Source organism: Achromobacter colocynthidis (assembly GCF_057334535.1).
In genome coordinates this window covers 149,050-174,341 of sequence record NZ_JBHFIZ010000038.1, presented here as the reverse complement: position 1 = coordinate 174,341, position 25,292 = coordinate 149,050, and the positions used below count along the sequence as shown (strand labels likewise).

Sequence of the window (25,292 nt, the reverse complement as noted above, 5' to 3'; positions counted from 1 at the left end):
GCGGGTGATGTGTCTATGAGCCGCGCGCAAGGTACGTGGGTTGAGAGCCCGCGCACCGGCTCCTAGGTCAGCCGGTGGTACCGCCCATCATCCAGGCGAGCGATGCGGCCCTGCAATTCCAGTTCCACCAATTGCGCCTGCAGGTCGCCAACGGCCAGCCCCGAGCGGACCTGGATGGCGTCCAGGTGCAGCGGATCAAAGCCCAGCGCCTCCAGCACGGGGTGGCTGGGCAATGCGGGGGCGGGCGGCGTCACACGGCGCGCGGGGGGCGGGGGGCCGCCGCCGAGTTCGTCGGTAATGTCGGCGGCTGTTTCCACCAGCTTGGCGCCTTGGCGGATCAGAGCATGGCAGCCGCGCGACAAGGGCGAATGGATCGAGCCGGGAATGGCGAAGACCTCGCGCCCGCTTTCGCCGGCCAGCCGCGCGGTGATGAGCGACCCGCTTTGCTTGGCGGCTTCCACCACCAGCACGCCGCGCGCCAGGCCCGCCACGATGCGGTTGCGCTTGGGAAAGTGCGGCGGCAGGGCGCCCGTGCCCAAGGGAAATTCAGACACCAGCGCGCCGCGTGCGGCGATGCGGTGCGCCAGATCACGGTGACGCGCGGGGTAGATGCGGTCGATGCCGGTACCCATGACGGCGACGGTGCCCGCGCCATCGGCCCCCGCGTCCAGCGCGCCTTCGTGCGCCGCGGCGTCGATGCCCAGCGCCAGGCCGCTGACCACCCGCCAGCCATGTCCGGCCAGATGTCGGGCAAATGCGCGTGCGTTCTCCTGGCCGCCCGGCGTGGCGTTACGCGCGCCCACGACCGCCAGGGAGGGCCCTTGCAGGAACTGCGGATTACCCACCACGTACAGCAGGATGGGCGGGTCGGCGATGGTCAAGAGATTCTGCGGATAAGCCGGGTCGGCCAGCGTCAGGATGTAGCGGTCAGGGCCTTGCACCCATTGCAGCGCCCCTTCCACCAGGGCCGCCATGTCGGCCGGCATGGGCGCGGCCAGTTGGCGCGCCAGCGCGTCGGGCAAGTGCCGGGCCAGGGCGGTGGCGCGCTGCGCGTAAATCTGCTCGGGCAGGCCGAGCGCGCTCAGCAGCGTACAGGCGGTGGCGGAACCCACATTGGGCTCCAGGGACAGCCGCAACCAGGCGGACAGTTCGTCAACAGTATGCGTAAGCGGCATGAGGCGGGCAGGTAGGTGGGCAACCAGGGTGGGCAAGTGTCGCATGCAAGGCGCGATGCGCGTCGGCGGGGCAGGGATGAAAGCGTCCAGGCAGGGGCCGTGTGATGCAACGGTGGTGGGTCTGGCCAGGATCCTGGATCGCCGTTGAAAAGGGGGCGGACCCGCCTCATCAACAAGCGGGGACGCAGCAATCCTGCAATGCCGGACTTAGCCGAAAACTATTAGAAATCAAGACTCTAATGAATTAAACTCTTGCCCAAGCATCAATTACTGGCGATCCCCTTTCAATGGCTTTACTTCCTATCCTTCGCTACCCGGACCCGCGCTTGCATAAAAAGGCCAAGCCGGTAGCCGAAGTCGACGACCGCATTCGTCAACTGGTGCGCGACATGGCCGAAACCATGTACGACGCGCCGGGTGTCGGCCTGGCCGCAACCCAGGTCGACGTGCATGAGCGCGTGGTCGTGATCGACGTGTCCGAGGACAGCAATGAACTGCTCACGCTGATCAACCCCGAGATCACCTGGCGCAGCGATGACCACAAGGTCTACGAAGAAGGCTGCCTGTCCGTGCCGGGCGTCTACGACGAGGTCGAACGCGCCTCGCGTATCCGCTGCAAGGCGCTGGATATCAACGGCAAACCCTTCGAGTTCGACGCCGACGGCCTGCTGGCCGTGTGCGTGCAGCACGAGCTGGACCACCTGGAAGGCAAGGTCTTCGTTGAATACCTGTCCAACCTCAAGCAGAACCGCATCAAGACCAAGCTGAAGAAGGCCGAGCGCGAAGCGCTGCGCGACTGATTCCCGTTTTCCACTCTTTGGTCTGACATCCCCATGCGCCTAGTTTTTGCCGGCACGCCGGAATTCGCCCGTATCGCTTTCGACGCCTTGCGGGCCGCGGGTCACGAGATTGCCCTGGTGATGACCCAACCCGATCGTCCCGCCGGGCGTGGCCTGAAGCTGACGCCCAGCCCGGTCAAGCAGGCCGCGCTGGATGCCGGTATTCCCGTTGCCCAGCCGCGCAGCCTGCGCCTGGATGGCCGCTACCCCGACGAGGCCGCCGAGGCGCGCGCGCTGCTGGAGCAGGTGGCGCCCGACGTGATGGTGGTGGCCGCCTATGGCCTGATCCTGCCGCAATGGGTGCTGGACCTGCCGCGCCTGGGCTGCCTGAACATCCACGCCAGCCTGCTGCCGCGCTGGCGCGGCGCGGCGCCGCTCCAGCGCGCCATTGAAGCAGGCGACACACAAACGGGCGTGACCATCATGCAGATGGATCAAGGCCTGGATACCGGCGACATGCTGCTTGAGCGCGTGGTGCCCATTTCCGCCGATACCAACGCCGCGCAATTGCACGACGCCTTAGCGCTGGCAGGGGGCGAAGCCATTGTGGATGCGCTGAACGCCTTGGCTCAAGGCGGCCTGACCCCGCGCAAGCAACCCGAAGACGGCGTGACCTACGCCGCCAAGCTGGACAAGGCCGAAGCCGCGCTGGACTGCACCCAGCCCGCCGAATTGCTGGCGCGCCGCGTGCGCGCCTTCAACCCCGTGCCCGGTGCCAGCATCCGCCTGGCCGGCCTGCCCGATCCGGTCAAGGTGTGGCGCGCGCAGGCGCTGGATATGGCCGTGACGGCCGAGCCCGGCAGCGTGTTGCGCGCTGACGCGAACGGTATCGACATCGCCACCGGCGCGGGCGTGCTGCGCTTGCTGGAATTGCAGAAGGCGGGCGGCAAGCGCCAGCCGGTGGATGTGTTCATGCGCGGCTGGCAGCCGGCCTGAACCCTCAGGGCTGGCGGCTGCCGGCCAGCAAGTCCAGGTAGGCGCCCGCCACCAATTGCGTGGGCGCTACCCCCAGCCCGGCCATCAAGGTGCGGGCTTCTTCCATGCCGGCGTCGGTGCTTTCGCCGTCGCGCAGCACCACTTCCAGTTCCAGGAATTCCCCCAGGCCCTCGACCCGGTCCAGATGGATGCGGGTGCGTCCGGCCATGAACACCACACGGTGTTTTTTCACGCGGCCGATGGCGCCATAGGCCAGCGTCAGGGTCTCGCGCAGGGTGTCGGGTGATTCCGTGGGGGAGATTGAGTAGAAGCTTTCTTTGGGGCCGGTGTCGTCGGCACGGCGGTAGAAAATCAGTTCGCCCGTGCCGTCGGCAAACGCGCGCAGCTTCAGGCGGCCATGGGTGCAGGTGAAGAAGGTGTCGTCTTGTTCCAGGGACGCGGGCTCTTGCCCTGATAGCGCGGCGGCCAGGGGTTCCAGCGCGGCGATGCTATCGACACGGGCCTTGATTTCGACGTTGCGTGCCATGTGTGCGGACCCCCGGGGCCGATATCAGTACAAGGTGCCCGCAACGCGCGCGGGCAGGTCGCGGTCGTAAGCCACGCCGTCGAAGGTGCCGGCCGTCAGGTCCGACAGGATGCGGCCGGTGCTGGGCAGCGCGCTGCGCGGCACTTGCGTGGCCGGGTCCCACAGGCGCGAGCGCAGCAGGGCGCGCGAGCATTGGAAGTACACGGTTTGCACATCGATGATCAGCACCGAGCGCGGCAGCTTGCCGTCCATGGCAAAGCGTTCCAGCAGGGCCGGGTCGACGCTGATGCGCGCCGTGCCGTTCACCCGCAACGTTTCGCCCACGCCCGGCACCAGGAACAGCAGCGCCACGCGGGGATCGGCCAGCACGTTCAGCAGGCTGTCCATGCGGTTGTTGCCACGGCGGTCAGGCAGCAACAGCGTCTTTTCGTCTTCAACCACCACGAAGCCGGCGGGGTCGCCGCGCGGCGATGCATCCAAGCCATCCGGCCCGCAGGTCGCCAGCATCGCGAAAGGCGCCGCTTCGATGAAGGCGCGGTAGTGCGGATGCACATGGTCCACTTCCTTCTTCAACGAAGCCTCGCCAGGCTCCCCGTACAGCGCTTGCAGCGCGGCGGGGTCGGTGACGAGATGAGCGGGGTCGGTGTGCATGGCGGGTTCCGGTGGGCGGGGTCAGGCCAGGATGGCGGGCAGGTCGGCAACGGCTGTAAAGAGTTCGTCGGGCTTGCGTTCGCGGAGGGCGTCCATGTGGTTATAGCCCCAGGCGACCGACCCGACGCGCACGCCGGCCTTGCGGGCGGCGTCGATGTCGCGCATTTCGTCGCCCACCAGCAGGAAGCGTTCGGGGGCCACTTCATGGCGCCGCATCAAGCGGTCGATCTTGGCGGCCTTGCCGAACAGGTCGGTGCCGCATTCATAGTCGTCAAACAGCGCGGCGGTGTCGGCGCCCAGCACGCGCTGCACGTTTTCAATGGAGTTCGAACTGATCACCGCCAGGCGCATCCCACCGGCCTTCAATTGCGCGAGCATATCGGGGATGCCGTCGAACAGGTGCACGCTGGGGTCGATGTCCTGCATCAGCGTGCGCACGTGCGTCATGATGGCCGGCAACTTCCACAGCGGAATGCCCAGGTACTTCAGGATTTCAGAGGCTTCGCGATGGCGCAGGTTTTCGCGTTCGGACAAGTCGATCTTGCGAAAGCCGTATTTGTCGGCCACCGTGTTCAGAATGGAATTGAACCAAGGCATGGTGTCCGCCAAGGTTCCGTCGAAGTCGAATGCAGCGATGTCGTATTTCAAGTAATCAATCCGTTTGCCGGCTTGCGGCGGCGCTACAAGCCGTTGGGGTGAAGCAAATAGTGCACCACCGGCGCCAGGGCTTCAAGCGGCGGCGCGCTGGCTACGACACGGGCGGCGTTGGTCCAGGGGTAATCCAGGCCCAGCAGCCAGCCGAACACGGCGGGCATGTCAGCCGCCGGCAGCGTGACCATGGTTTCGATGGTGATGGTGAGGTCGGTCGCGCGATAGGGCTCCGGCTGAAACTTCCAGTCGTACCGGCCACAGCCCACGCGCACATTGCCTGTGGCCTTTTCGGTCATGCCGACGATCCAGTCGCACTGGTAGTCGGGCAGCCGCGCGTCGGCCGCGGGTCGCGACAGGTAGAACGTGTAGACGTTTTCGTAGGTTTGCCCGAACTTGCGGACCAGCGTGTCGGCTATTGCCGCCAAGCCGTGGGATTCGGGCGGAAACGCGATGGCCTGCGTGCGCAGGGCCATTTTCAGCACGGCGTCGGGGGCGAATGCGCGCGCCATGTGGTGGGGGCGGTTCTCGTCCTTGGCGTGAAAATACGCACGCAACACGGACTCCGTGCTGGAGGGGGACAACGAATCGGAGGACATTGCTAGGGCTTCCGTCATGGTCTCAAGTGTGTGGGTGTGGGACATCAGGCCGTGATGGGATCGAACCACTTCGAGACGTTGGGCGGCTCGTAGATGGCGTAGCGATCCAGCAGCAGGGCGGGGTCTTCTTCCACGACCAGCATGTCGCGATGCTGGGGGCGGATGAAGGCTTCTTCGACGGCGTGGTCCACGAACTGCACCAGCGCATCGTAATACCCCGCGATATTCAACAGGCCGCAGGGCTTCTGGTGCATGTTCAATTGCGCCCAGGTCCAGACTTCAAAAAACTCTTCAAGCGTGCCGGCGCCGCCAGGCAGGGCGATGAAGCCGTCTGACTTCTCGATCATCATCGCCTTGCGCTCGTGCATGTTCTGCACCAGGTGCAATTCGGTCAGGCCACGGTGCGCCTGTTCCTTTTTCTGCAGCAGTTCGGGGATCACGCCGATGACGCGGCCGCCGGCGGCGAGCACCTCGTTGGCCACCACGCCCATGATGCCGACGACAGATCCGCCGTACACCAGCCCCAGGTCGCGCTTGACCAATTCGCGGGCCAGCACGCGGGCCTGCTCGATGTAGTCCGGGCGCGAGCCGGGATTCGAGCCGCAATACACGCAGATGTTCTTCAGGTTCATAACAGGTTCAAGATGGCCGGGCCCGTTACAGATTGCGTCACGGGCGTTCCGGGAAGTCGATAGTTTACGAGAAGGTCAGCGGGCGCGTTTGGGGGGCTCCAGCCAGTGCAAATTGGTGGCAGGAGCAATGTTTGGACACAGCAAGTTCCGCTGTGATCGGTAGACTGAGTCGTTCGGTACGACTGGAAATCCAGCGTCGTAGGGCTTTCACTAACTAGAGGAGCGAACGATATGGAACAAGCAACCCGAACCCCCCAGAAGGCCAGCCGCCCATTCGACATGGACGTGAAGGCGATCCGCGCCAAGGCACGCCAAGACATCGAGTCCGGCGCCGTCACGGACACCTATCGCGCAGACCGCGAAACCGTGCTGAAACTGCTGAACGAAGCGTTGGCCACGGAAATCGTCTGTGTGCTGCGCTACAAGCGCCACTACTTCATGGCCCGTGGCTTGAACGCCGAACCGGTGGCCGCGGAATTCGCCGAACACGCCACGCAGGAACAGGAACACGCCGACCGTCTGGCCGAGCGCATCGTGCAGTTGGGTGGCGAGCCGAACCTGTCGCCCAAGGGCATCCTGGAGCGCAGCCATTCGGAATATGTCGAAGGCAAAAGCCTGCAAGACATGATCAAGGAAAACTTGATCGCCGAACGTATCGCCATCGACAGCTATCGTCAGATGATCGAATACATCGGTGATCAGGATTCCACCACGCGCCGGATGCTGGAAGAGATCCTGGCGGTGGAAGAGGAACACGCCGACGATCTGGCGGATTTCCTGTAAACAAGCAGCCGCATCGCGCGGCGATGGCGTCTGCCTGGCGGGCGCGATCAAACCAAGAGGGGCGCACCGCCAAGGCTGGCGGCGCGCCCCTGCTTTATCAGATTCAGATCGCCTCGCCCCAGAGGTCGTATTCGTCTGATTCGGTGACGCGCACACGCACCAGGTCGCCCGCTTTCAGCGTTTTTTCCGAACTGACGTACACACAGCCGTCGATCTCAGGCGCGTCGGCGCTGCTGCGGCCAATGGCGCCGTCTTCGTCCACTTCATCGATCAGCACGTCGATCTCGCGGCCCACCTTGCGGGCCAGGCGCGCGGTCGAAATGCCCTGCTGCAATTCCATGAAGCGTTCCCAGCGGTCTTGCTTGACCTCGTCGGGCACGGGGTTGTCCAGCAGGTTCGCGGGCGCGCCTTCCACCGGCGAATACTGGAAACAGCCCACGCGATCCAGCTGCGCTTCCTGCATCCAGTCCAACAGGTACTGGAAGTCTTCCTCGGTCTCGCCGGGAAAGCCCACGATGAAGGTGGAGCGGATGGTCAGGTCGGGGCAGATCTCGCGCCAACGCTTGATGCGCGCCAGCGTCTTGTCTTCGAACGCCGGGCGCTTCATGGCTTTAAGAATGCGCGGGCTGGCGTGCTGGAACGGAATGTCCAGGTACGGCAGGATCTTGCCCTCGGCCATCAGCGGAATCACTTCGTCCACGTGCGGGTACGGGTACACATAGTGCAGGCGCGTCCAGACGCCCATTTCGGACAAGGCCAGACAGAGCTCCGTCATGCGCGTCTTGACCGGGCGACCGTTCCAGAAGCCACTGCGGTACTTCACATCCACGCCATACGCACTGGTGTCCTGCGAGATCACCAGCAGTTCCTTCACGCCAGCCTTGACCAGGCGTTCGGCCTCGCTCAGCACATCGCCCACGGGGCGGCTGACCAGGTCGCCGCGCATCGACGGGATGATGCAGAAGCTGCAACGGTGATTACAGCCTTCCGAGATCTTCAGATAGGCGTAGTGGCGCGGCGTCAGCTTGATGCCTTGCGGCGGCACCAGATCCAGATAGGGGTTGTGGTCCTTCTTGGGCGGCGCGGCGTCATGCACGGCGCGCACCACCTCTTCATACTGCTGGGGACCGGTCACCGCGAGCACGCTGGGGTGCACCTTGCGAATCACCGATTCCTCAACGCCCATACAGCCGGTGACGATGACCTTGCCGTTCTCGGCCAACGCCTCGCCAATGGCTTCAAGCGATTCGGCCTTGGCGCTGTCGATGAATCCACAGGTGTTGACGACGACGACGTCCGCATCGTTGTACTCGGGCGTGACTTCGTACCCTTCGGTGCGCAGTTGGGTCAGGATGCGTTCGGAGTCGACCAGGGCTTTAGGACAGCCCAGGCTGACGAAGCCGACTTTGGGGGAAGACATGGAATACCTCGGTGGGCGCGAGCCGGCGCCAATGATCAAAATCTGCGCAATTTTAGCGCGGCAGAGCGGGGGCCGTTATTTTAGGGGCAAACGGGCTGCGCCGGCCGGTTCTGAATGAAGTGCCGGTGCCAGACGAACGCGGCATAAAAGGCCGATACCCTCGACCCATTTCGCCACTCAGACCGAGTGGCTGATTTGGCAAAACTCGCCTTATTTCGTTAAGTCCTTCCAAACAGCGTTCAAATATTAGTAAAAATCAGATTTTGCTTGCCGATGCCAAATTAGTATTGTTGTTAACGATCTTTCACGACAGACTGCCGCCTCATTCAGTTCTGTGAGATAGATCGCTCCGCGCACACGCTGCGGGCGCCGACCCGTTATGAATTCCTTTTGGCGCTGGCGTGTCATCGCAAGCCTGTTGGTGGCAGGAGCCTTACCCACCGTATCCGTCGCACAAAGCCTGCCCGAGGCGGCTGTGCTTCCCTCCGAAATTGAACGCAGGCTTGAGCAAGAGCTGGACGTTCAGCGCGCCCGTTCGGCTGAGCGCCCCGACGTCATGTCTTCTGGCGCGGAGTCGGGCAGGACCAAGCTGGATCTGCCCGTCGAAACGCCTTGCTTCGTGATGCGCGAACTGGCTTGGGAGGGCGCGACGCCGCCCGCGGTACTGGCGGACGCAGCCAGCGCCGTCATCGGCCATTGCGTTGGCGGGCAAGGCCTGCGCGTCTTGCAGGATCACTTGATTGAACGACTGATCAGCGGCGGCCAGGTGACCGCGCGCGTTGTCGTACCCGAGCAGTCCCTGGCCGCGGGCATCCTGACCTTGCGCTACCTGCCAGGCCGCATCTCCGGCGTGCAGGACGATGGTGCGGTCGGTTGGTGGCGTACCGCGTTGCCGACCGGCCCCGGCGGTGCGTTGAACCAGCGCGATCTGGACCAGGCGCTGGAGAACATTCGGCGGCTTCGCGGCCAGGCTGACGCGGCCATCGACGTGGGACCCGGCCCGGAACTTGGCGACTCCGACATCGTTCTTCGCCCCGGCACGGGCAAACGCTGGCATGGCTATGTGGGCGGCGATAACGGCGGCCTGGACGCCATCGGCAAATATCAAGTCAACGCCGGGCTGACGCTGGATTCCCCATTGTTCCTTTACGACCAGTTGTCGGTGTCGTGGAACAGCAATGCGCGCTGGCGCGACGCGGACTCGAACACGCGGGCGGCATCCATCAACTACAGCATTCCCTTCGGCTACTGGGCGCTGTTCGCGGGCGCAAGCAAATCCACCTATCGTCAAGCCGTGGCCGGGTTTGACGAGCCCATCGTCTATGGCGGCACCACCAAGCAGTTGCAGGCGGGCGTGTCGGTGGTGCCCTATCGCGGCACCGACTACAAGGGCACGGCAACCCTGGCGATGCTGCGCAAGCGTGTCGGCAGCACCTTGAACGACGTCCCTATTGAAGTCCAGCGGCGCGACGTCACGGGTTACGACTTCAGCTTCGGGCACCGCCATTACCTGGGGCGCGCCGTGCTGGACATCGGAGCAGGCGTGCGTGGCACGCTGACAGGAATGTCCGACCAGCCTGGCTACGTGTACGGCAAACCCGATTGGGATGGCCGCAGCACGATTGTGGCGGCCAATGCCGGCCTTTACCTGCCATTCCAACTGGCGGACCAGCCTTGGGCCTACCAAGTGAACTGGCAGATCCAACACGCAAAAACGGCAGTCGTGCCATCGGACTACTTCACCATCGGCAATCGTTACGCGGTACGTGGTTTCGACGGCCAGATGACGCTGGCCGCGGAAGACGGCTGGACCCTGCGCAATGACCTGTCGCTGGGGCTGGAAAACATGCTGGGCGTGCCGGGCCATCAACTGTATGCGGGCGTGGACGCGGGCCGCGTGGGGGGCGAATCGGCGCAATGGCTGACCGGGCGCACCTTGGTGGGGGCGGTGGCCGGACTGCGCGGCAGGCTCGCCATCCCTTACGTGGATGCCAGTTACGACCTATCCGCCGGCTGGCCGCTGAAAAAGCCCGAGCCCTTGAAAACCGCATCCACCGTTTTCGCGGCCGCACTGATGTTCGAGTTCTGACCCGGCGGTCTTGCGCCGCCAGCCTTCTTGATAGATCTGGTCGACATGGCTCGGAGTTCGCCCCGGGCGCCACGGCTTGCGCCGCAGTCGACCCTTACGTTACCGGGTACGCGTGATGTCCAAGCTTCGTTCGATGATTGTCTGGTCCGTTGTTTTCTTGCAGGTCTGGTCGCCGGTGCTGGCGCAGACCTTGCCGATCACGGTGGACAAGAGCGTTGCCGGCGCCAAGCCTGCCGTGGGCGTCACCAACGGGGTGCCTGTCATCAACATCGCGCCGCCCTCGGCGGGCGGGGTCTCGAACAACCGCTACACGCAATTCAACGTGGGCCCGTCCGGGGTAGTGCTCAACAACAGCGGCGGCGCCAGCCAGACGCAGTTGGCCGGCCAGGTCGCGGGCAACATCATGCTGGGCAACCAGCGCGCCACCACCATCCTCAACCAGGTCACCGCGCCGAACCCGTCGCAATTGCTGGGCACCCTGGAGGTGGCCGGCAACCGGGCAAACATCATCGTCGCCAACCCCGCCGGCATCACCTGCAATGGCTGCGGCTTCTTGAACGCCGACCGCGCCACGCTGACGACCGGCCGGCCGCAAGTCGGTTCCGATGGCCGTATCGGCTTTGACATTGCGTCGGGCAAGCTGCGCATTGAGGGCGACGGCTTGTACGGCGCCAACCTGAGCCAGGTGGATCTGCTGGCCCGCACGCTGGAAATCAATGCGGGCGTCTGGGCCGACAGGCTTAACGTCACGGCCGGCGCCGCGCGCGTCGACTACGGCACGGGCGCGGTATCCGCCCAAGCCGGGCAAGGCCCCAAGCCCGACGTGGCGCTGGACACGGCCGCACTCGGCGGCATGTATGCAAACAGCATCAGGCTGATCGGTACCGAGGCCGGCGTGGGCGTGAACATCGGCGGCAACCTGGTGGCGCTGACGGGCGACTTGCACGTTGACGCCGCGGGAGACCTGCGCATTACGCCCAGCGGCACCGCGCAGGCAGCGGGCGCGCTGCGCATGACAAGCGGTCGGGATCTATCCGTGCAGGGCACGGCGCAGGCCGCGGGCGCAACGACATTGATCGCGGGCCGCGATGCCAGCATTCAGGGCGCGGTGGGGGCCGGCGGGCCGTTAAGCGTGCGGGGCGGCAAGGATGTGACCGTCGGCGCGCAAGGCAGCTTGCGTACCCCGGACGCGCTGCGCGTTGCGGCCGGCCAGGACCTGGTGCTGTCGGGGCATTTGCTGACGGCTGATCAGAACATCAATGCGCTTGCCGCCCGCAATCTGAAGGTGGCTGGCGTGCCGGCTTTGGTGACGCAGCCCGGTGCGGGTGCGGGCAACGGGAGCTTGGCTGGTAACGGAAACGTCGCCGGCAATGGCGGCAGCGCGGGAGACGGCAGCGGAAACAGTGGAAGCAGCGGCAATGCCGGCGGCGCTGGACCCGGCGCATCGGCAGCAAGCACGGCTGCCGGAACCCATGCAGGCGGCGCGTCGATGTCGCCCGGTGTTGTCTCCGCCAAGGCAGGCGCCACGCTGGAAGCGGGACGCGACCTGGTGCTGCCGCGCCAGATATACACGTCCGGCAATTTGCTGACGCAGGCGGGCGCGGACCTGGCTTCCGACGCTGGCGCGCATCTGCAGGCGGCCCAGGGCTTGACGATACGCGCGGGCGGTAGCGCCAATCTGGCCGGCGTGGCATTGACGGACGGGGCGCTGTCGATCGATGCGGCGCGTCATCTGCGCATGGATGGCAGCGCGCTGGCCTACGGCGGCGGGCTTGACCTGAACAGCGGAAGCGATCTGCGGTTAGGCCAGGCCAGCAAGGCGCAGGGCAAGCGCATCGTGCTGAATGCCGGGGGCGATGTGCGCACGGGCGGCGACATGGTGTCCGAGACTAGCGTCGACCTGAAGGCAGGCGGCAATGCCCTGTTGGCGGGCACGCTGAACGGCAATCAAGGCGTGGACGTGCGGGCGGCGGGCACGCTGGGTGTTGCCGGTGCGGCGGATGCTGCGGAAGGCGCTTTGACGCTGGCTTCTGGCGGCGACCTGTCGATCGGCACCAGCGGCAGCGTGCAGGCGGGTGGCCCGGTAGTGCTGCGCACGCAAGGCGCGCTGAACGCGGCCGGCACGGTGTCATCCATGGCGGCGCTGACGGCACAGGCCGCGCGTGACGCCAAGGTCGACGGCAAGTTGTTGGCGGGTGGATCTCTGCGGCTTGACGCTGCGGGCGATATGGCAGCAGGCGCGAATGCGCGGCTGCAATCAGAAGGCGCCATGACGCTGCTTGCCGGCAACGACTTGTCCCTGGCGGGCGAGGCGCAAACCAATACGGGCCTGACGCTGGATGCCGGGCGCGACCTGCGCATCGATGGCGCGGCGCACGCTTACGCCGGCGCGTTGGCGTTGAACGCGGGCAATACCTTGCAGTTGGGCAAGTCCAGCCGCACCCAAGGCGACGGCGTGTCCGCGCAGGCAGGCGGCGATCTTATCGCTGACGGCGCGATGGCTTCGCGTGGCGATATGGCCTTGAAGGCAGGACGCGACACCCTTGTCGGCGGTCAAGCGCAAGCGACAGGACAACTGAATCTGCAAAGCCGGGGCAACGTCACGGTGGCCCAGGGCGCGCGCGTGGACGCGGAACGCAGTGCGGACATCAAGGCGGGACAAGACATCCTGATTGCCGGCGCGCTGCGCAGCAACGAAGGCAACCGCATTCAAGCCAAGGGCGCATTGCGCTTGGACGGCGAAATCTCTGTCGCGCAAGGCGGGTTGGAGATGCTGGCGGGCGGAGACCTGTCGGTCGACAAGCCGGGCAAGGCAGTGGCGGGCGGCGCATTACAGGGCAAGAGCGGCGGCGCGTTGACGGTAGACGGCGCACTGTCCAGCCAAGGCGCCCAGGCGCTGACGGCGGCGCGCGACATCAACGTAAGTGGCCAACTGCTGTCCGGCGACACGCTGTCCTTGCGCGCAGGCCTGGGCTTGGGCACGAGCGGGGCCGCGCAACTGCAATCGGCCAAGAACATGACGCTGAGCGCAGGGCAGGACGCCCATCTGGCGGGTTCGGCCGTGAGTGATGGCGCCATTTCGATCGAGGCAGCGCGGGATCTGAACGCGGACGGCGCCGTGCTGGCATACGGCGGCAAGCTTGGCCTGAAGAGCGGGAATGATCTGCGCTTGGGTAAAAGCAGCCAGACTCAAGGCGTAGGCGTTGCCATGGAAGCGGCGCGCGATATCCACACCAGCGGTGAGATATCGGCCGTGGGTCCGGCGGTATTGACGGCGGGCAGGCACGCGACGCTCGGTGGCGCGCTAGGCGCAGACGGCGATCTGACCCTGCGGGCCACGGACTTGGCCTCCGTCACCGGCACCTTCGAGGCGACCGGCAGCGCGGCCTTGTCGAGCGACAGCGATATCACGCTGGCCGGCAGCTTGCGCAGCAATCTGGGCACGCAGGTGAACGCGGCCGGCAAGCTGGACATCACCGGTGCGGCGGAAGCGGTGCGGGGGGCCTTGAACCTGAGCTCGGGCAGTGACCTGTCCATCGGCGCCAGCGGCCGTGTGCAGGCGGCCGGGCCGCTGGCGTTGCGTGCCGGCGGCGCGCTGAACGCGGCGGGAACGGCGTCGTCGGCGGCGGGGCTGACGGCGCAGGCCGCGCGTGACGCCACGGTAGACGGCAAGCTGCTAGCGGGTGGCCCACTGTCGCTCAAGGCGTTCGGAAAAATCGTGGCGAGCGCCGAGGCGCACCTGCAATCAGAAGCCGCGATGACACTACAAGCCGGTCAAGACTTGCTCTTGGCGGGCGAGGCGCAAGCCAACGCAAGCATCACGCTGGATGCCGGCGTCGACCTGCGCATCGATGGCGTTGCGCGAGCCTATGACGGCGCACTGGCGCTGAACGCGGGCAAGGCGCTGCGGCTGGGTGAGGCCAGCCGTACGCAAGGCGAGGGTATATCGGCAACGGCGGGCAGCGATCTCTACGCGGCAGGCACGATGGGGTCGCGCGGCGGTATCGAACTGACCGCGGGTCGCGACATTCAAGTGGACAGCTCCGCGCAGGCAAGCGGCGACGCGTCCCTCGTTGCCGCGCGCGATCTCAGCATGGGCAAGGCGGCGCAGTGGGAAGCAGAGGGCGCATCGCGGGCAGAAGCCGGTAACGCTATGCGCTTGTCCGGCGCTTGGCGCGGCAATGGCGATATGACGCTGGCCGCGTTGGGCGCGTTGACGGTGGACGGGGCACTGACCGCCAGCGTGGGCGGCCTGGACCTGAGCGCGGGCGGTGACTTGTCCGTGGGCGCCTTGGCGCGCATGGCGGCGGCAGGACCCCTGCGCGCCAAGACGGATGGCGACCTGCTCGTGGCGGGTACGGTCAGCTCATTGAAGGCATTGACGTTGCAGGCCGCGCGCAATGCCAGCATCAGCAACCAGCTTTACGCCGCAGGCGCGCTGGAGGTGCAAGCGGGTCAGTCCTTGAGCACCACAAGCGGCTCGCATCTGCAGTCCGACGGCGCGATGGCGCTGAACGCGGGCCGGGATCTGACCCTTGCAGGCACGGCCTTGTCCCAGCGCGGCATGGCGCTGGCGGCCGCGCGCGACCTGCGCGTGGAGGGCAATGCGCTGGCCGACGGTGGCACGCTGGACCTGAAGAGCGGCAATGATCTGCTGCTGGGCGCGGGCAGCCAGTTGCAAGGGCAGGGCGTCCACGCCCAGTCGGGGCGCGATCTTGCGGGCAATGGCGTGCTGGTGTCCAAGGGCCATGCACAGTTGCGCGCCGAGCGGGATGCCAGTGTCAACGGCAAGGTTGGCGTGGATGGCTCGCTGGATCTGCTTGCGAAGAACGATGTGCGTGTCGGCGGGTCGGCGCAGTTGGAATCGACTGGCAAGGCACGTGTCGAGGCGGAGGGCGACGCAACGATCGCGGGCGCCGTGCGCGGCGACCAAGGCGCATCCATCCTGGCCGGCGGCGAGCTGGCCATGATGGGCACGGCAGCATCGGCCAAGGGGCCGTTGCAGTTGATTGCCGGGCAAGGTCTGACGCTGTCGTCTGGCAGCCAGGCCTTGGCGGGCGGCGCCTTGCTGGCGCGGGCGGGCGCATCGCTGATGGCGGCGGGCGCCATGTCGTCCCTTGCCGATATGGTCCTGGATGCGGGCTCCAACATGACAGTGGCCGGGCAGACGCTGGCGACGGGAGCACTCAGCGCAAACGTGGGCGGCGTATTGACCACCTTGGCGGGCTCGCGCCTGCAGGCCGACGGCGCGATTGCTGTCCACGCGGACGCCGCGACGCTTGCCGGCATGCTTGTTGCCGGACAGTCGGCGCACGTGCAGGTGCAAAAAGACCTGGCGGTCGAGGGCACCGTGCTGGCCGACAAGGGCGCACTTGTCGCCAGCAGTGGCGGCGACATGACGCTGGGCGGCGCAAGCGCGCTGCAAGCCGGCGGACAACTGGATGCACGGGCGGGCGGCAAGCTGCTTGCGGCGGGCACCGTTTCCAGCGAAATGGACATCGTGCTGGCTGCGGGCAAGGACGCTGAACTGTCTGGCAAGACAGTCGCCAACGGCGCGCTCGCAATCGATGCCGGCGAGAATCTGACGGTAGCAAAGCAGGCCCTGGCGCAAGGCAGCGGCAAGCTGTCGTTGGCTGCGGGCCAAGACCTGCGCATCGCCGGCACGGCCGGCACCGCAGCGGTCGCGGGCAATGAAGGAGCGGACACCCGGGGCGCGGGCACCCCGGGCGTAAGAAGCGCCCGTGCCGCCTCGGGCGGCGCGCTACTCGCGCAGGCCGGTCGCGATCTGTCCATCACGGACACGGGCATCGTCACCGCCGGCTCACCCATCGCCTTGAAGGCGGCTCGCGACATCAACATCGACGGTATCGCGACGGCCTTGGGCGGCGGCCTGCAAGCCGACGCCGGCGCCAATCTGCAAGTGGGCGCGGCAGGTCGGATGCAAGCATCCGACAACCTTGCGGCAAGCGCGGGTGCGGACCTGGATACCGACGGCGTCATTGCTGCGGGCGGCGGCCTCACGCTAACCTCGGGCGAAAACGCCCGATTGGGCGGCGTTGTAGCGGCGTTGGGCGAGCGCGCGGCAGGCGATGCGCTGATCTCGGCGCAACACGACTTGACCGTCAAGCAAGGCGCACAGGTCCAGGCCGCGGGCGCGCTGACCGCGCGTGCCGGTCGCGACCTGAACGCCGCGGGCGCGCTGAGTTCGGTGGCCAATATGGCATTGGCCGCCGCGCACGACTTGCGCATAGACGGCACCGCCGCATCCGACGCCAACTTGACGTTGACAGCACGCGACGTGACGGTTGCGGCAAACGGTCTTGCGCAAGCAGGCGGCACGCTTGCCGCCACCGCGCAAGGCGCCTTGCTTGCAGCAGGTCGCCTGTTGTCCGGGCAGTCGCAAACGCTGATCGCAGGCAACGATTTGACGGTGAACGGCACGCTTGCCGCGCTGAACGGCGACCTGACGTTGACCTCGCAGCGGGGCGACCTGGCATTGGGCGCGGCATCGACCGTGCAGGCCAGCGGCGCGCTGACGGCCGAAGCCGGCGCGGCATTGCGCACGCAGGGTTCGCTGGCGGCGGGTCAGGGCATGGCGTTGCGTGCGGGCACGGACGCCACGCTCGGCGGCATCGCCGCCACACTGGCAGGCGACCTGACGGCTCGCGCGGCGGGTGACTTGGCCGTCACGGCAGAGGGCCGTCTTCAATCAAGCCGAGCCCTGGAATTGCAGGCGGGCGGTGCGCTGGCGAACGCCGGCGTCGTTTCCGCCCAGGAAGGCGCACGCTTGAGCGCGGGCAACACGTTGCTGAACGCGGGTTCGGTCCTGGCGGGAGGCGACCTGCTCGTCACCACGCCGGGGTTGCTGAACAACGCCGGCCGTCTCGTGGCAGGCGTGGATGGTGAAGGCGCGCTTAAGCAGCCGGGCAGTCTGACGCTTGCGGCCGGCGCCATCGTCCACCCCGGCACCAGCCTTGCTGGCAAGGACCTGAGCCTTACCGCTGGTGGCTTGAACCTGGCGCACGGCACGCTCTCGGCCGTGGGCAACATCACGCTAGGCACGCCAGGCGACCTCGACACGCGCCATGCCGTCGTGCAGGGCGGCGGCCTGGACATCTCGGCCGCCAACCTGCGCAATCAGGCGGGCAAACTCACCTCGACCGGTGACGCCCGTCTGGCGCTAGGCGGCGAACTCAACAACGCCGAAGGGCTGATCGCCGCGGCAGGCGACATGCGAGTCGATGCCGCAACGGTCAGCAACCGCGCGGGCACGATGGCGAGCGGCAATCTTGCCATCAACGCCAGCGGCGCGCTCGACAACCACCGTGGCTTGATCCAGGCCGACAACGCCTTGACGCTGACAGCGGCCACGCTGGACAACAGCGCCACGCTGGGGTCAGCAAAGTCGGCACCCCAGGGCGTGTTGGGCAAGGTCGTCACCATTGTGGCGGACCGCGTCAACAACCAGGGCGGCTCCATCCAGGCGGGTCAAGACCTGACCCTGACCACCCGCGAACTCGACAATCAGGGCGGCGAGGTGGCCGCCCAAGGCAACGCCCACATCGTGGCTGATACGCTGAAAAACGGCCAGGGCAAGCTGCTGGGGGGCAACAGCCTGACGGTCATCGCGCAAGTGCTGCATGGCTTGGGTACGTTGCAATCCGCGGGCGACCTGAGCTTCCACTATGCGGGCGCGCTGAACCAGCCGGGCGACCTGTCCAGTGGCCGCGACATGACGCTGTCCGTGGGCGGCGCGCTGGACAACAGCGCAACCATCAGCGCCGCGCGCGACCTGAACATCAAGGCGAACTCGCTCACCAACCACGCCACCGGTCAGCTTCTGGCGGGCGGCGCCAATACGATCACCGTCGCGCACGGCCTGACCAATGCCGGCCTGATCGATGGCGCAGTCACGCGCATCAACGCGGGCAGTGTGGACAACCTGGCCCGCATCTACGGCGACAAGGTCGCGATCCTGGCCAATACGCTGGTGAACAGTGCCGGTGCGGGCGGCGGGGCCGTCATAGCGTCTCGGGGCACCATGGACCTGGGGGTCGCATCTCTGGTGAATCGCGCGCATGCGCTGATCTATGCCGGGGCAGACCTCGCCATCGGCGGGGCACTGGATGCCGGCGGCAACGCCGTGGGCCAGGCGGCGTCGCTGTTGAACACAGGCGCCACCATCGAAGCCGCGGGCAATGCCCGCATGTCGGCGGCGTCGCTGCATAGCCATAACGCCAACTACGCCAGCCAGACCGTGCAGGTGTCGTCCCGGTCGAAGGTGTACTTCACCCCGGCGGGCAGTACGGACATGTACGACGCCGACACAAACTGGCTGTGCGACGAAGTCACGCCCATGTGCAGCAAGGACCCGGCTTGGCTAAACGACGACCCCGAACGCATGTTCCTGCTGCCGTCCGCCAAATACCCGCAGGAGCGGTATGGCCCGCCGTTCGATTACACGCCGGGCGGCAAGCGCAAGGCGCGCGTCAGTTCACCGATTGCTCTCACTTATACGGCGCCCAACATCGGTTGCGCCGGCGGAGATGCGGGCGGCCCTTGCTGGAATGAGCCGGAGAAATTCCTCTATGCCTCGGACGCCCGCATATGGGCCGTCTTCGGCGTTACGCCGCCCTCGGGCTCTTTGCCTGTCTGGGTTCCCCCGCCAGCGCCCTGCTTTAACAACAGTCCGGAGTGCCAGGCGGAAGCCGCGCGCCGCAAAGCTTTTGAAGCGGCCTATGCCGCGTACAAAGCGCCACACATGGAGTTGGACGCGCGTATTCGCGAATTCAACGCAGACTTCAACAACCGCCTGGTCGGCTCTCTGACCTATTACCAGGTCAACGAAACAGTCACCGAGACGCGCACGCTGTCGTCGGACCCGGGCAAGATCCTGTCCGGCGGTGCGATGACGCTGGCGGGCACGGTCACCAACGACAAGAGCCAGATCGCCGCCGGCGGCGCGCTGCATGTGGCGGGCCCGGCCATCCACAACATCGGCGCGGGCGGCCAACGCACGGTCGTGCGCGAGGGCGTAGCCACGCTTTCGCAGCCGCGTTCCAGTTACCGCTATGAAACTTCGGTTCCGTACACCGCCAAGCTGGCGGCTCAGGGCATTGAACTGCCCGTGGGAACTTCGGGCGGATACTCCAACGTTGCCCTGGGCGGGTCGGTGCCGGGCGCCGCTGGCGTCGGCACACCGGGCCCCGTATTGGTCGCCAGCCTGGACCTGCCCGGTGGCACGGTCGTGCGCACCGTCTCCAATCCGGCCAGCATTCCAGACAGCCAGCTTTTTGCGGTAAACCAGCGGCCCGATGCGCCTTACCTCGTTGCGACCGACCCGCGCTTCATCGGCCAACGGCCGACCGTGTCCAGCGATTATCTGTTCGAGCTGCTGCGCCAGCCTGGCGCGCTGCCGGGCGCCACCATCGCAGGCGGCGCGGGCGCGGGCGGGGGGCTCACCGGCCCGCGCGTCGACAAGCCCGCCGACGCCAGCCTGGTCCGAGCCGCCATCGGCGCGGGCGCCGTCGCGACGCAAGCTGCGGCCGGCCCCGCTGTGGGTGCCGGCTCCGGCGTGGACGCGCAACGGCTGGACGCCCCAGCGGCGTCTTCGGTATATGGCGCTGCCCTGGGCAGCAGCAGCCCCATCGCCGGCCACGATGTACAAGGCGGCAACACGCTGTCCAGCGCGCGGCTGGCGGGTTGGGACGCCCTGGTACCCGCGGGTGCCAGGTTCCTGACGCCATCGGGCCAACCCAAGCGTTTGGGTGACGGCTTCTACGAGCAAAAGCTCGTATCCGACCAGATCCTGGCCACCACCGGCCAGCGCTTCCTGGAGCGCTTTGGCGACAACGAAAGCCAGTACAAGGCCTTGCTGGCCGCGGGCGCGCAATTTTCCCGAGACCACAACGTGCAGGTGGGCGTGGCGTTGACCGAAGCGCAACAACTCCAGCTCAAGACCGATCTGGTCTGGCTGGTGGCGCAGACGGTCACCCTGCCCGACGGCAGTGCCGAGACGGTGCTGGTGCCCAAGGTCTACCTGCTGGTCCGCAAGAACGACCTGAAGGGCGACGGCACCTTGATGGCCGGGCGCGACGTCAAGCTCGTCGCGGACGGCAATATCGACAACAGCGGCACGATCGGCGCGCGCCATGCCACCGTCATGAGCGCGTCCAACATCGTCAACCAGGCCGGCGGCCTGATCCAGGGCGCCACCGTGGATCTTTCCGCGCACACTGACCTGACCAACCTGGTGTCGCGGATCCAGGGCGATGCCGTCACGCTGAAGGCGGGGCGCGACATCGCCTTGACCTCGACGGCGGCGTCCGAGAACTTCGGCAGCACCTGGGGTTCGCACGTCACGGGCGTGGCTCGCGTGGATGCCGGTGACCTGAACCTGCGCGCCGGTCGCGACATCAACTTGACTGCCGCGCAAGTCAACGCCGAGCGCAACGCCGGGTTGCAAGCCGGCCGCGACATCAATCTGGAAACCCTGACCGAACGCCACGGCGAGTCGATCGTCATCAACAAGAAAAACCGTCACGACCTGAGCACCAGCAAGGAAATCGGTTCGGCGATTGCCGCGGGCGCCAACCTGACGCTGATCGCGGGGCAAGACGTGAACGCGCGCGCGGCTGATGTCACTGCCGACAAAAAGTTGGCCGTGGGCGCTGGTCGCGACATCAATCTGACGGCCGGGGTGGAGTCCGGTTCGGCGTACGACGAACTTCACTATAAAAAGCGCGGCTTCTTGTCGTCGAAGACCACGCACATCATTAATTCGACCGATTGGGAGCAGGCCAAGGGTTCCACTTTCAGTGGCGATAACGTCGTATTTCAGGCTGGCCGCGACGTGTCGCTGAATGCGTCGCAGGCCCTTGCCAGCGAAAATCTCATCGTCGATGCCGGTCGCGACTTGTCGGTGACGGCCGGCACGAACACTTACGCGGAAAACCATTACAAACGCGTGAAGAAAAGCGGCATTTCCGCCGGAGGTCTGGGAATCTCGTACAAAAGCAGCGATGCTCGATCGCTGCAGGCCGTCGATGGCATGACGCAGAGCGACGCACGTAGTCTTCTGGGTACCACGGGCGGCGACGTCATCGTGACGGCGGGACGAAACGTACTGGTCGCGGGCAGCGATGTGGTCGCAGGCAAGGCCGCGGGCGATACCGCCGGCAACACGGGCAACATCGATATCCAGGCAGAGAACGTCGCCATCGTGGCAGGCCGCGACGTTGAAAACACCCACAGCGAATACTCGCTGAAGGAAAGCAGCTTTGGCGTGGCCGCTGTCGGCACGCTGATGAATACCTTCAAAAATCTGGCCACCGCCGGCACCACTAAAGCGAAGGCGCAAGAGCTTGCCCACAGCGGGGCCACGATGCCCGGTATGTCGTTCTCGTACAGCGGCAGCAAGAGCAGCGGCTCGTTCGATTCGTCTAGCCAGGTCAGCAGTGGCTCTTCACTTAGTGCCGCGGGCGATATCGTGATCCGTGCCACCGGCAACGGCTCGCGCGATGCCTCGGGCCGTGCACGGGATGGCGACGTCCTGATTTCCGGATCCAGCCTGCGCGCCCAGGGCGGTGTCGTGTTGGACGCCCAGCGCAATATCTCCGTCGTCGGCTCCGACAATCGTCAGACCAAGACAGGTGAAGAGTCGAGCAAGAGCACCAGCTTCGAGTTGGGCGGCATGAGCCTGGGCGACATCGGACGGGCAATCGATGGCGGTCCGAACTCCAGCGGGGTCAAGATGTTCCCCTACGGCAGCGAGTCGGCAAAGTCCAATGAGCTGTCCTCGGGTACGGGGCAGACGGCCTCGCTTATCACTGGCAACAGCGTCCACCTGAACAGCCGCGATGGCGATATCCGTATCGCCGGCTCGGCTATCGACGCCATCAACAACGTGGGCCTCTTGGCCAATCGCGGATCGATCACCGTCGATACGGGCAACGCGACGCGCGACCAAGGCAGCAGCTACAGCAACAAGGCGGTGGGCGATCTGGGGCGCGAAGGCAGCGGCTTCAGTGTTGGTGTCCGCAGCAGCAGCGGCAGCCTGGATGAGCGCAGCAGCACGCCAAGCGCGGCCGGCAGCACCGTCACCAGCCATCTGGGCGACGTTTCTATTGTCGCCAAGGAAGATGTGCTGGTACGCGGTAGCGACATCCGCGCGGGCCGAGACGTCCTGATGGGCGGGCAGGCGGTCACGATCGACGGCAGCTTCGACACCAGCGTGTATCGCCAGTTTCAGGAGACCAGCCAGGTCGGCCTCACCGTCAGCGCCAGCAATCCTGTTGTCAGCGCCGTGCAAAGCACCAACCGCATGCGCGAGGCTGCGCAAGAGACCAACAATGGCCGCCTGCAGGCAATCGCTGCGGTCGCGGCGGGGCTGGCTGCCAAGAATGCTTACGATGCCGTGGCCAAAGATCCTTCGAAGGTCGGCGGCATCAACATCAACGTCGATGTCGGCGCCAGCAGCGCCAGCCAGACCCGCAGCGGGCAAAGCAGCACAGCAAGCGGCGCGGCCATCGCGGCCAGCCGCGCCCTGACGATCATCGCAGCGGGCAAGGCCGATCAATCCAACATCGTCGTGGCCGGCTCCGACCTGGCCGCGGGCCGCAACATCCTGCTGAACGCACAGGGCGACATCCTGCTTGCCGCCCAGCAGAATACCGCCAGCCAGAAGACTGACGGCAAGAGCAGCAACGCCAGTGTCGGAGTGGGCTTTTCGATCGGTGGAGCCCAGAACGGCGTCAGCATCAACTTGGCGGCTGGCGGCAGCAAGAACAAAGGTGATGGCCGGGATACGACGTGGAACAACACCCATGTCCAGGCCGGCGGCAACCTGACCATGAACTCCGGCGGCGACACGGTCTTGCGTGGCGCGCAAGCCAGCGCCGACCGGATTATGGCGACGGTGGGTGGCAACCTTGTTGTCGAAAGCCTGCAGGACATCAGCCACTACGCCGCGCGCGACCGCAGCGTGGGCGTGCAGGTAAGCCTGTGCATACCGCCCCTGTGCTACGGCGCCAGCTCGGTCAGCGGCAACTATGGCCACAGCAAGATCAACAGCCAGTACGCTAGCGTCACGGAGCAGACGGGCCTGTGGGCGGGCGACGGCGGCTTCCAGATTGATGTGGCGAAGAACACCGGCCTAGTCGGTGGCGTCATTGCCAGCAGCGACAAGGCGGTTGCCGATGGTAAGAACGTCCTGACCACCGGCACCCTGACCAGCCGCGACGTCGAAAACCGCGCCAGCTACGAAGGGCAGTCCATCCAGTTGGGCGGAGGCGTGAGCTTTGGCGGCGGCAAGGATGGCGCCAAAAGCGGCGGGAAGGACTCTGGCAAGGACCAGAGCAACATCGGCACCGACGGCAAGGGGGACGTCGCGGGCGGAAGCAAGGCGACGCCGAACTCGAAGTTGGCCAGCGCGAACGGTATCAGCATGGGCGTGCCCGTCGTCATGGGCGCCAGCGGCCAGTCCAGCTCCACCACGCTCAGCGGTATCAGCGGCGGCACGGTCGTCATTCGCGACGAGGCGGGGCAGAAGGCGCAGACAGGACAAACGGCGGCCGAGGTGATCGCCGGACTGAACCGCGACACCCAGGATACGTTGAACAGCCTGGATCCGATTTTTAACGAGAAGGAGATCCGGGCCGGGTTCGAGATCGTGGGGGAAGCTGGCCGGCAGGTGGGGCAGTTTTTGGTGAATCGGGGCAAGGAAATTCAAGACGCTAGGGAGCGTTCGGAAGATAAGTCCCTTTCGTACGCTGACCGCGCTAAAGCCGCCCAGGAATACGCTGATCTAGAAAGTAAATGGGGCAGCCAAGGGACGTCTAGCCAATGGGCCACGATCATTTTGGGCGCGGTCAGCGGCAACGTGACCGGGAGCAGCAGCCAGTTCATCCAAGCTGCAGCCGTCAATTACCTGCAGACCCTGGGCGCAGCGAAGATCAAGGAGTTGAGTGGTGCGCTGGGCGGCGAGGGTTCCGTCGGGCACGCAGCGCTGCATGCGGTATTGGGTTGCGCGGGGGCTGCTGCGCAAGGCGCATCGTGTGGTGCCGGCGGTGCGGGCGCGTTTTCTGGGGTTGTGCTGAGCAAGCTGCTGGAGAGCATGGATGGAGCCAACGCCAAGGATTTGTCACCTGAAGAGGCGCAAGCGCGAGTCAACCTGATTAGCAGCATCGTCGCAGGGATTGCTGCGTCGATTGATCCGAGTGCGGCAGTGCCGGCGGAAATCGCGGCGCGCATCGAGGCGGAGAACAATAGCCAGTATCAGAACCGCGACAAGGTTGCGCGGATGAAGGCGGATATCACCACTTCGGCGATTGCCTCTTGCGGCGGTGACGGTGCATGTTTGTCCGCGGAGTTCGCTCGGGCAGACAAGATGGCGGCAGCGTACGACGTTGCACTGACACTAAGCCACTACCCAGAGCTGAGCAAAGAAAAGACGGACATGCTCGCGCAATCGGTGTTAGATCTGGCGCCGGGGGTGTCCAATGCGAGTGCGCTTTACGAGCTTTTGACGGGCAAAACTGCGACAGGCGACGATGCAAACCGATACTTCGCCGCGATCGGATTGGTGCCGGTGGTCGGCGGGATGCTGAAAAAGGGTGGCCAATCGGTTCATGCGTTCGCGATGGCGGAGAAGGCGCTTGATGTTGGGAAGGTGGGGGGGAAGGCCGAGATAGTTGGGGCGAAAGGTGTCGATGAAATTTTTAAACCGGGTCGGACACCAAAAGCGAGCGAGCTGAAGCAATATGCGGAAGCGCAAGGTTGGAAGCCCACTCAGACGGACGGGGGGCCTCTTAAATACGTTGACGAAAATGGCATTGCACGGGTCACAATCAAACAAGGCAGTTCACGAGCGCCGGGAAGTTCTGATCCACATGTTGAGTTTAAAAGTGCAATAGGTCAAAGAACAGACGCCTTCGGTAATCCAGTCGCTAGAAAAAGTCCGGGTAATCATATGCCAATTGATTATGATCTGTAAGA

Annotated in this window: 12 protein-coding genes; 5 read left to right on the top strand and 7 right to left on the bottom strand. The window is 65.7% G+C overall.

What is annotated here, in order from left to right; genetic code table 11:
- Positions 1-62: 62 nt before the first annotated feature.
- Positions 63-1,175: a DNA-processing protein DprA gene (gene dprA / locus ACE04A_RS24910; RefSeq protein WP_485820638.1), complete on the bottom strand. Its 1,113-nt coding sequence runs from the start codon at positions 1,173-1,175 to the stop codon at positions 63-65.
- A 287-nt stretch (positions 1,176-1,462) separates the two neighbouring features.
- On the opposite strand from dprA, the gene def reads away from it, so the two are divergent.
- Both def and fmt read left to right on the top strand, forming a co-directional pair.
- Complete coding sequence (def, locus tag ACE04A_RS24905; protein WP_448718341.1) at positions 1,463-1,975, top strand: peptide deformylase; 513 nt, start codon at positions 1,463-1,465, stop codon at positions 1,973-1,975.
- Between the two features lie 33 nt (positions 1,976-2,008).
- Positions 2,009-2,950, top strand: a complete 942-nt coding sequence (fmt, locus tag ACE04A_RS24900) for a methionyl-tRNA formyltransferase (protein WP_485820637.1) — start codon at positions 2,009-2,011, stop codon at positions 2,948-2,950.
- 4 nt (positions 2,951-2,954) lie between these two features.
- On the opposite strand, the gene ACE04A_RS24895 is transcribed toward fmt, so the two are convergent.
- From ACE04A_RS24895 to ACE04A_RS24875, 5 genes are read right to left on the bottom strand one after another with little or no spacing between them, the layout of a single operon-like run.
- Positions 2,955-3,476, bottom strand: a complete 522-nt coding sequence (locus ACE04A_RS24895) for a class IV adenylate cyclase (RefSeq protein WP_100853963.1) — start codon at positions 3,474-3,476, stop codon at positions 2,955-2,957.
- Positions 3,477-3,500: 24 nt separating this feature from the next.
- Positions 3,501-4,127: a pyridoxamine 5'-phosphate oxidase family protein gene (locus tag ACE04A_RS24890; RefSeq protein ID WP_268080676.1), complete on the bottom strand. Its 627-nt coding sequence runs from the start codon at positions 4,125-4,127 to the stop codon at positions 3,501-3,503.
- A gap of 21 nt (positions 4,128-4,148) precedes the next feature.
- On the bottom strand, positions 4,149-4,775 hold the full coding sequence (locus ACE04A_RS24885; protein WP_259250939.1) for an HAD hydrolase-like protein: 627 nt from the start codon (positions 4,773-4,775) through the stop codon (positions 4,149-4,151).
- A 32-nt stretch (positions 4,776-4,807) separates the two neighbouring features.
- Positions 4,808-5,392: a hypothetical protein gene (locus ACE04A_RS24880; protein WP_404976386.1), complete on the bottom strand. Its 585-nt coding sequence runs from the start codon at positions 5,390-5,392 to the stop codon at positions 4,808-4,810.
- A 26-nt stretch (positions 5,393-5,418) separates the two neighbouring features.
- Positions 5,419-6,006 (bottom strand): LOG family protein, encoded by a 588-nt coding sequence (locus ACE04A_RS24875; RefSeq protein WP_259250937.1) that lies wholly within the window; start codon positions 6,004-6,006, stop codon positions 5,419-5,421.
- A gap of 231 nt (positions 6,007-6,237) precedes the next feature.
- Here ACE04A_RS24875 and ACE04A_RS24870 point away from each other — a divergent pair, with 231 nt between their 5' ends.
- Positions 6,238-6,789, top strand: coding sequence for a ferritin-like domain-containing protein (locus ACE04A_RS24870; RefSeq protein ID WP_259250936.1), 552 nt, complete (start codon positions 6,238-6,240; stop codon positions 6,787-6,789).
- A gap of 103 nt (positions 6,790-6,892) precedes the next feature.
- Here ACE04A_RS24870 and rimO read toward each other — a convergent pair whose 3' ends face one another.
- Positions 6,893-8,209, bottom strand: a complete 1,317-nt coding sequence (gene rimO, locus ACE04A_RS24865; RefSeq protein ID WP_100853968.1) for a 30S ribosomal protein S12 methylthiotransferase RimO — start codon at positions 8,207-8,209, stop codon at positions 6,893-6,895.
- Positions 8,210-8,588: 379 nt separating this feature from the next.
- On the opposite strand from rimO, the gene ACE04A_RS24860 reads away from it, so the two are divergent.
- The gene (locus ACE04A_RS24860; RefSeq protein ID WP_448718342.1) at positions 8,589-10,298 is read left to right on the top strand and encodes a ShlB/FhaC/HecB family hemolysin secretion/activation protein; all 1,710 of its coding nucleotides are present in this window, start codon (positions 8,589-8,591) and stop codon (positions 10,296-10,298) included.
- Positions 10,299-10,413: 115 nt separating this feature from the next.
- Positions 10,414-25,290: a hemagglutinin repeat-containing protein gene (locus tag ACE04A_RS24855; RefSeq protein WP_485820636.1), complete on the top strand. Its 14,877-nt coding sequence runs from the start codon at positions 10,414-10,416 to the stop codon at positions 25,288-25,290.
- Positions 25,291-25,292 lie beyond the last annotated feature (2 nt).

Excerpts from the sequence above, each read along its gene's own strand:
- fmt (WP_485820637.1), top strand. The coding sequence starts at position 2,009 with ATGCGCCTAGTTTTTGCCGGCACGCCGGAATTCGCCCGTATCGCTTTC.
- def (WP_448718341.1), top strand. The coding sequence starts at position 1,463 with ATGGCTTTACTTCCTATCCTTCGCTACCCGGACCCGCGCTTGCATAAA.
- ACE04A_RS24855 (WP_485820636.1), top strand. The coding sequence starts at position 10,414 with ATGTCCAAGCTTCGTTCGATGATTGTCTGGTCCGTTGTTTTCTTGCAG.
- dprA (WP_485820638.1), bottom strand. The coding sequence starts at position 1,175 with ATGCCGCTTACGCATACTGTTGACGAACTGTCCGCCTGGTTGCGGCTG.
- ACE04A_RS24895 (WP_100853963.1), bottom strand. The coding sequence starts at position 3,476 with ATGGCACGCAACGTCGAAATCAAGGCCCGTGTCGATAGCATCGCCGCG.
- ACE04A_RS24870 (WP_259250936.1), top strand. The coding sequence starts at position 6,238 with ATGGAACAAGCAACCCGAACCCCCCAGAAGGCCAGCCGCCCATTCGAC.
- ACE04A_RS24880 (WP_404976386.1), bottom strand. The coding sequence starts at position 5,392 with ATGACGGAAGCCCTAGCAATGTCCTCCGATTCGTTGTCCCCCTCCAGC.
- ACE04A_RS24890 (WP_268080676.1), bottom strand. The coding sequence starts at position 4,127 with ATGCACACCGACCCCGCTCATCTCGTCACCGACCCCGCCGCGCTGCAA.
- ACE04A_RS24860 (WP_448718342.1), top strand. The coding sequence starts at position 8,589 with ATGAATTCCTTTTGGCGCTGGCGTGTCATCGCAAGCCTGTTGGTGGCA.
- rimO (WP_100853968.1), bottom strand. The coding sequence starts at position 8,209 with ATGTCTTCCCCCAAAGTCGGCTTCGTCAGCCTGGGCTGTCCTAAAGCC.
- ACE04A_RS24875 (WP_259250937.1), bottom strand. The coding sequence starts at position 6,006 with ATGAACCTGAAGAACATCTGCGTGTATTGCGGCTCGAATCCCGGCTCG.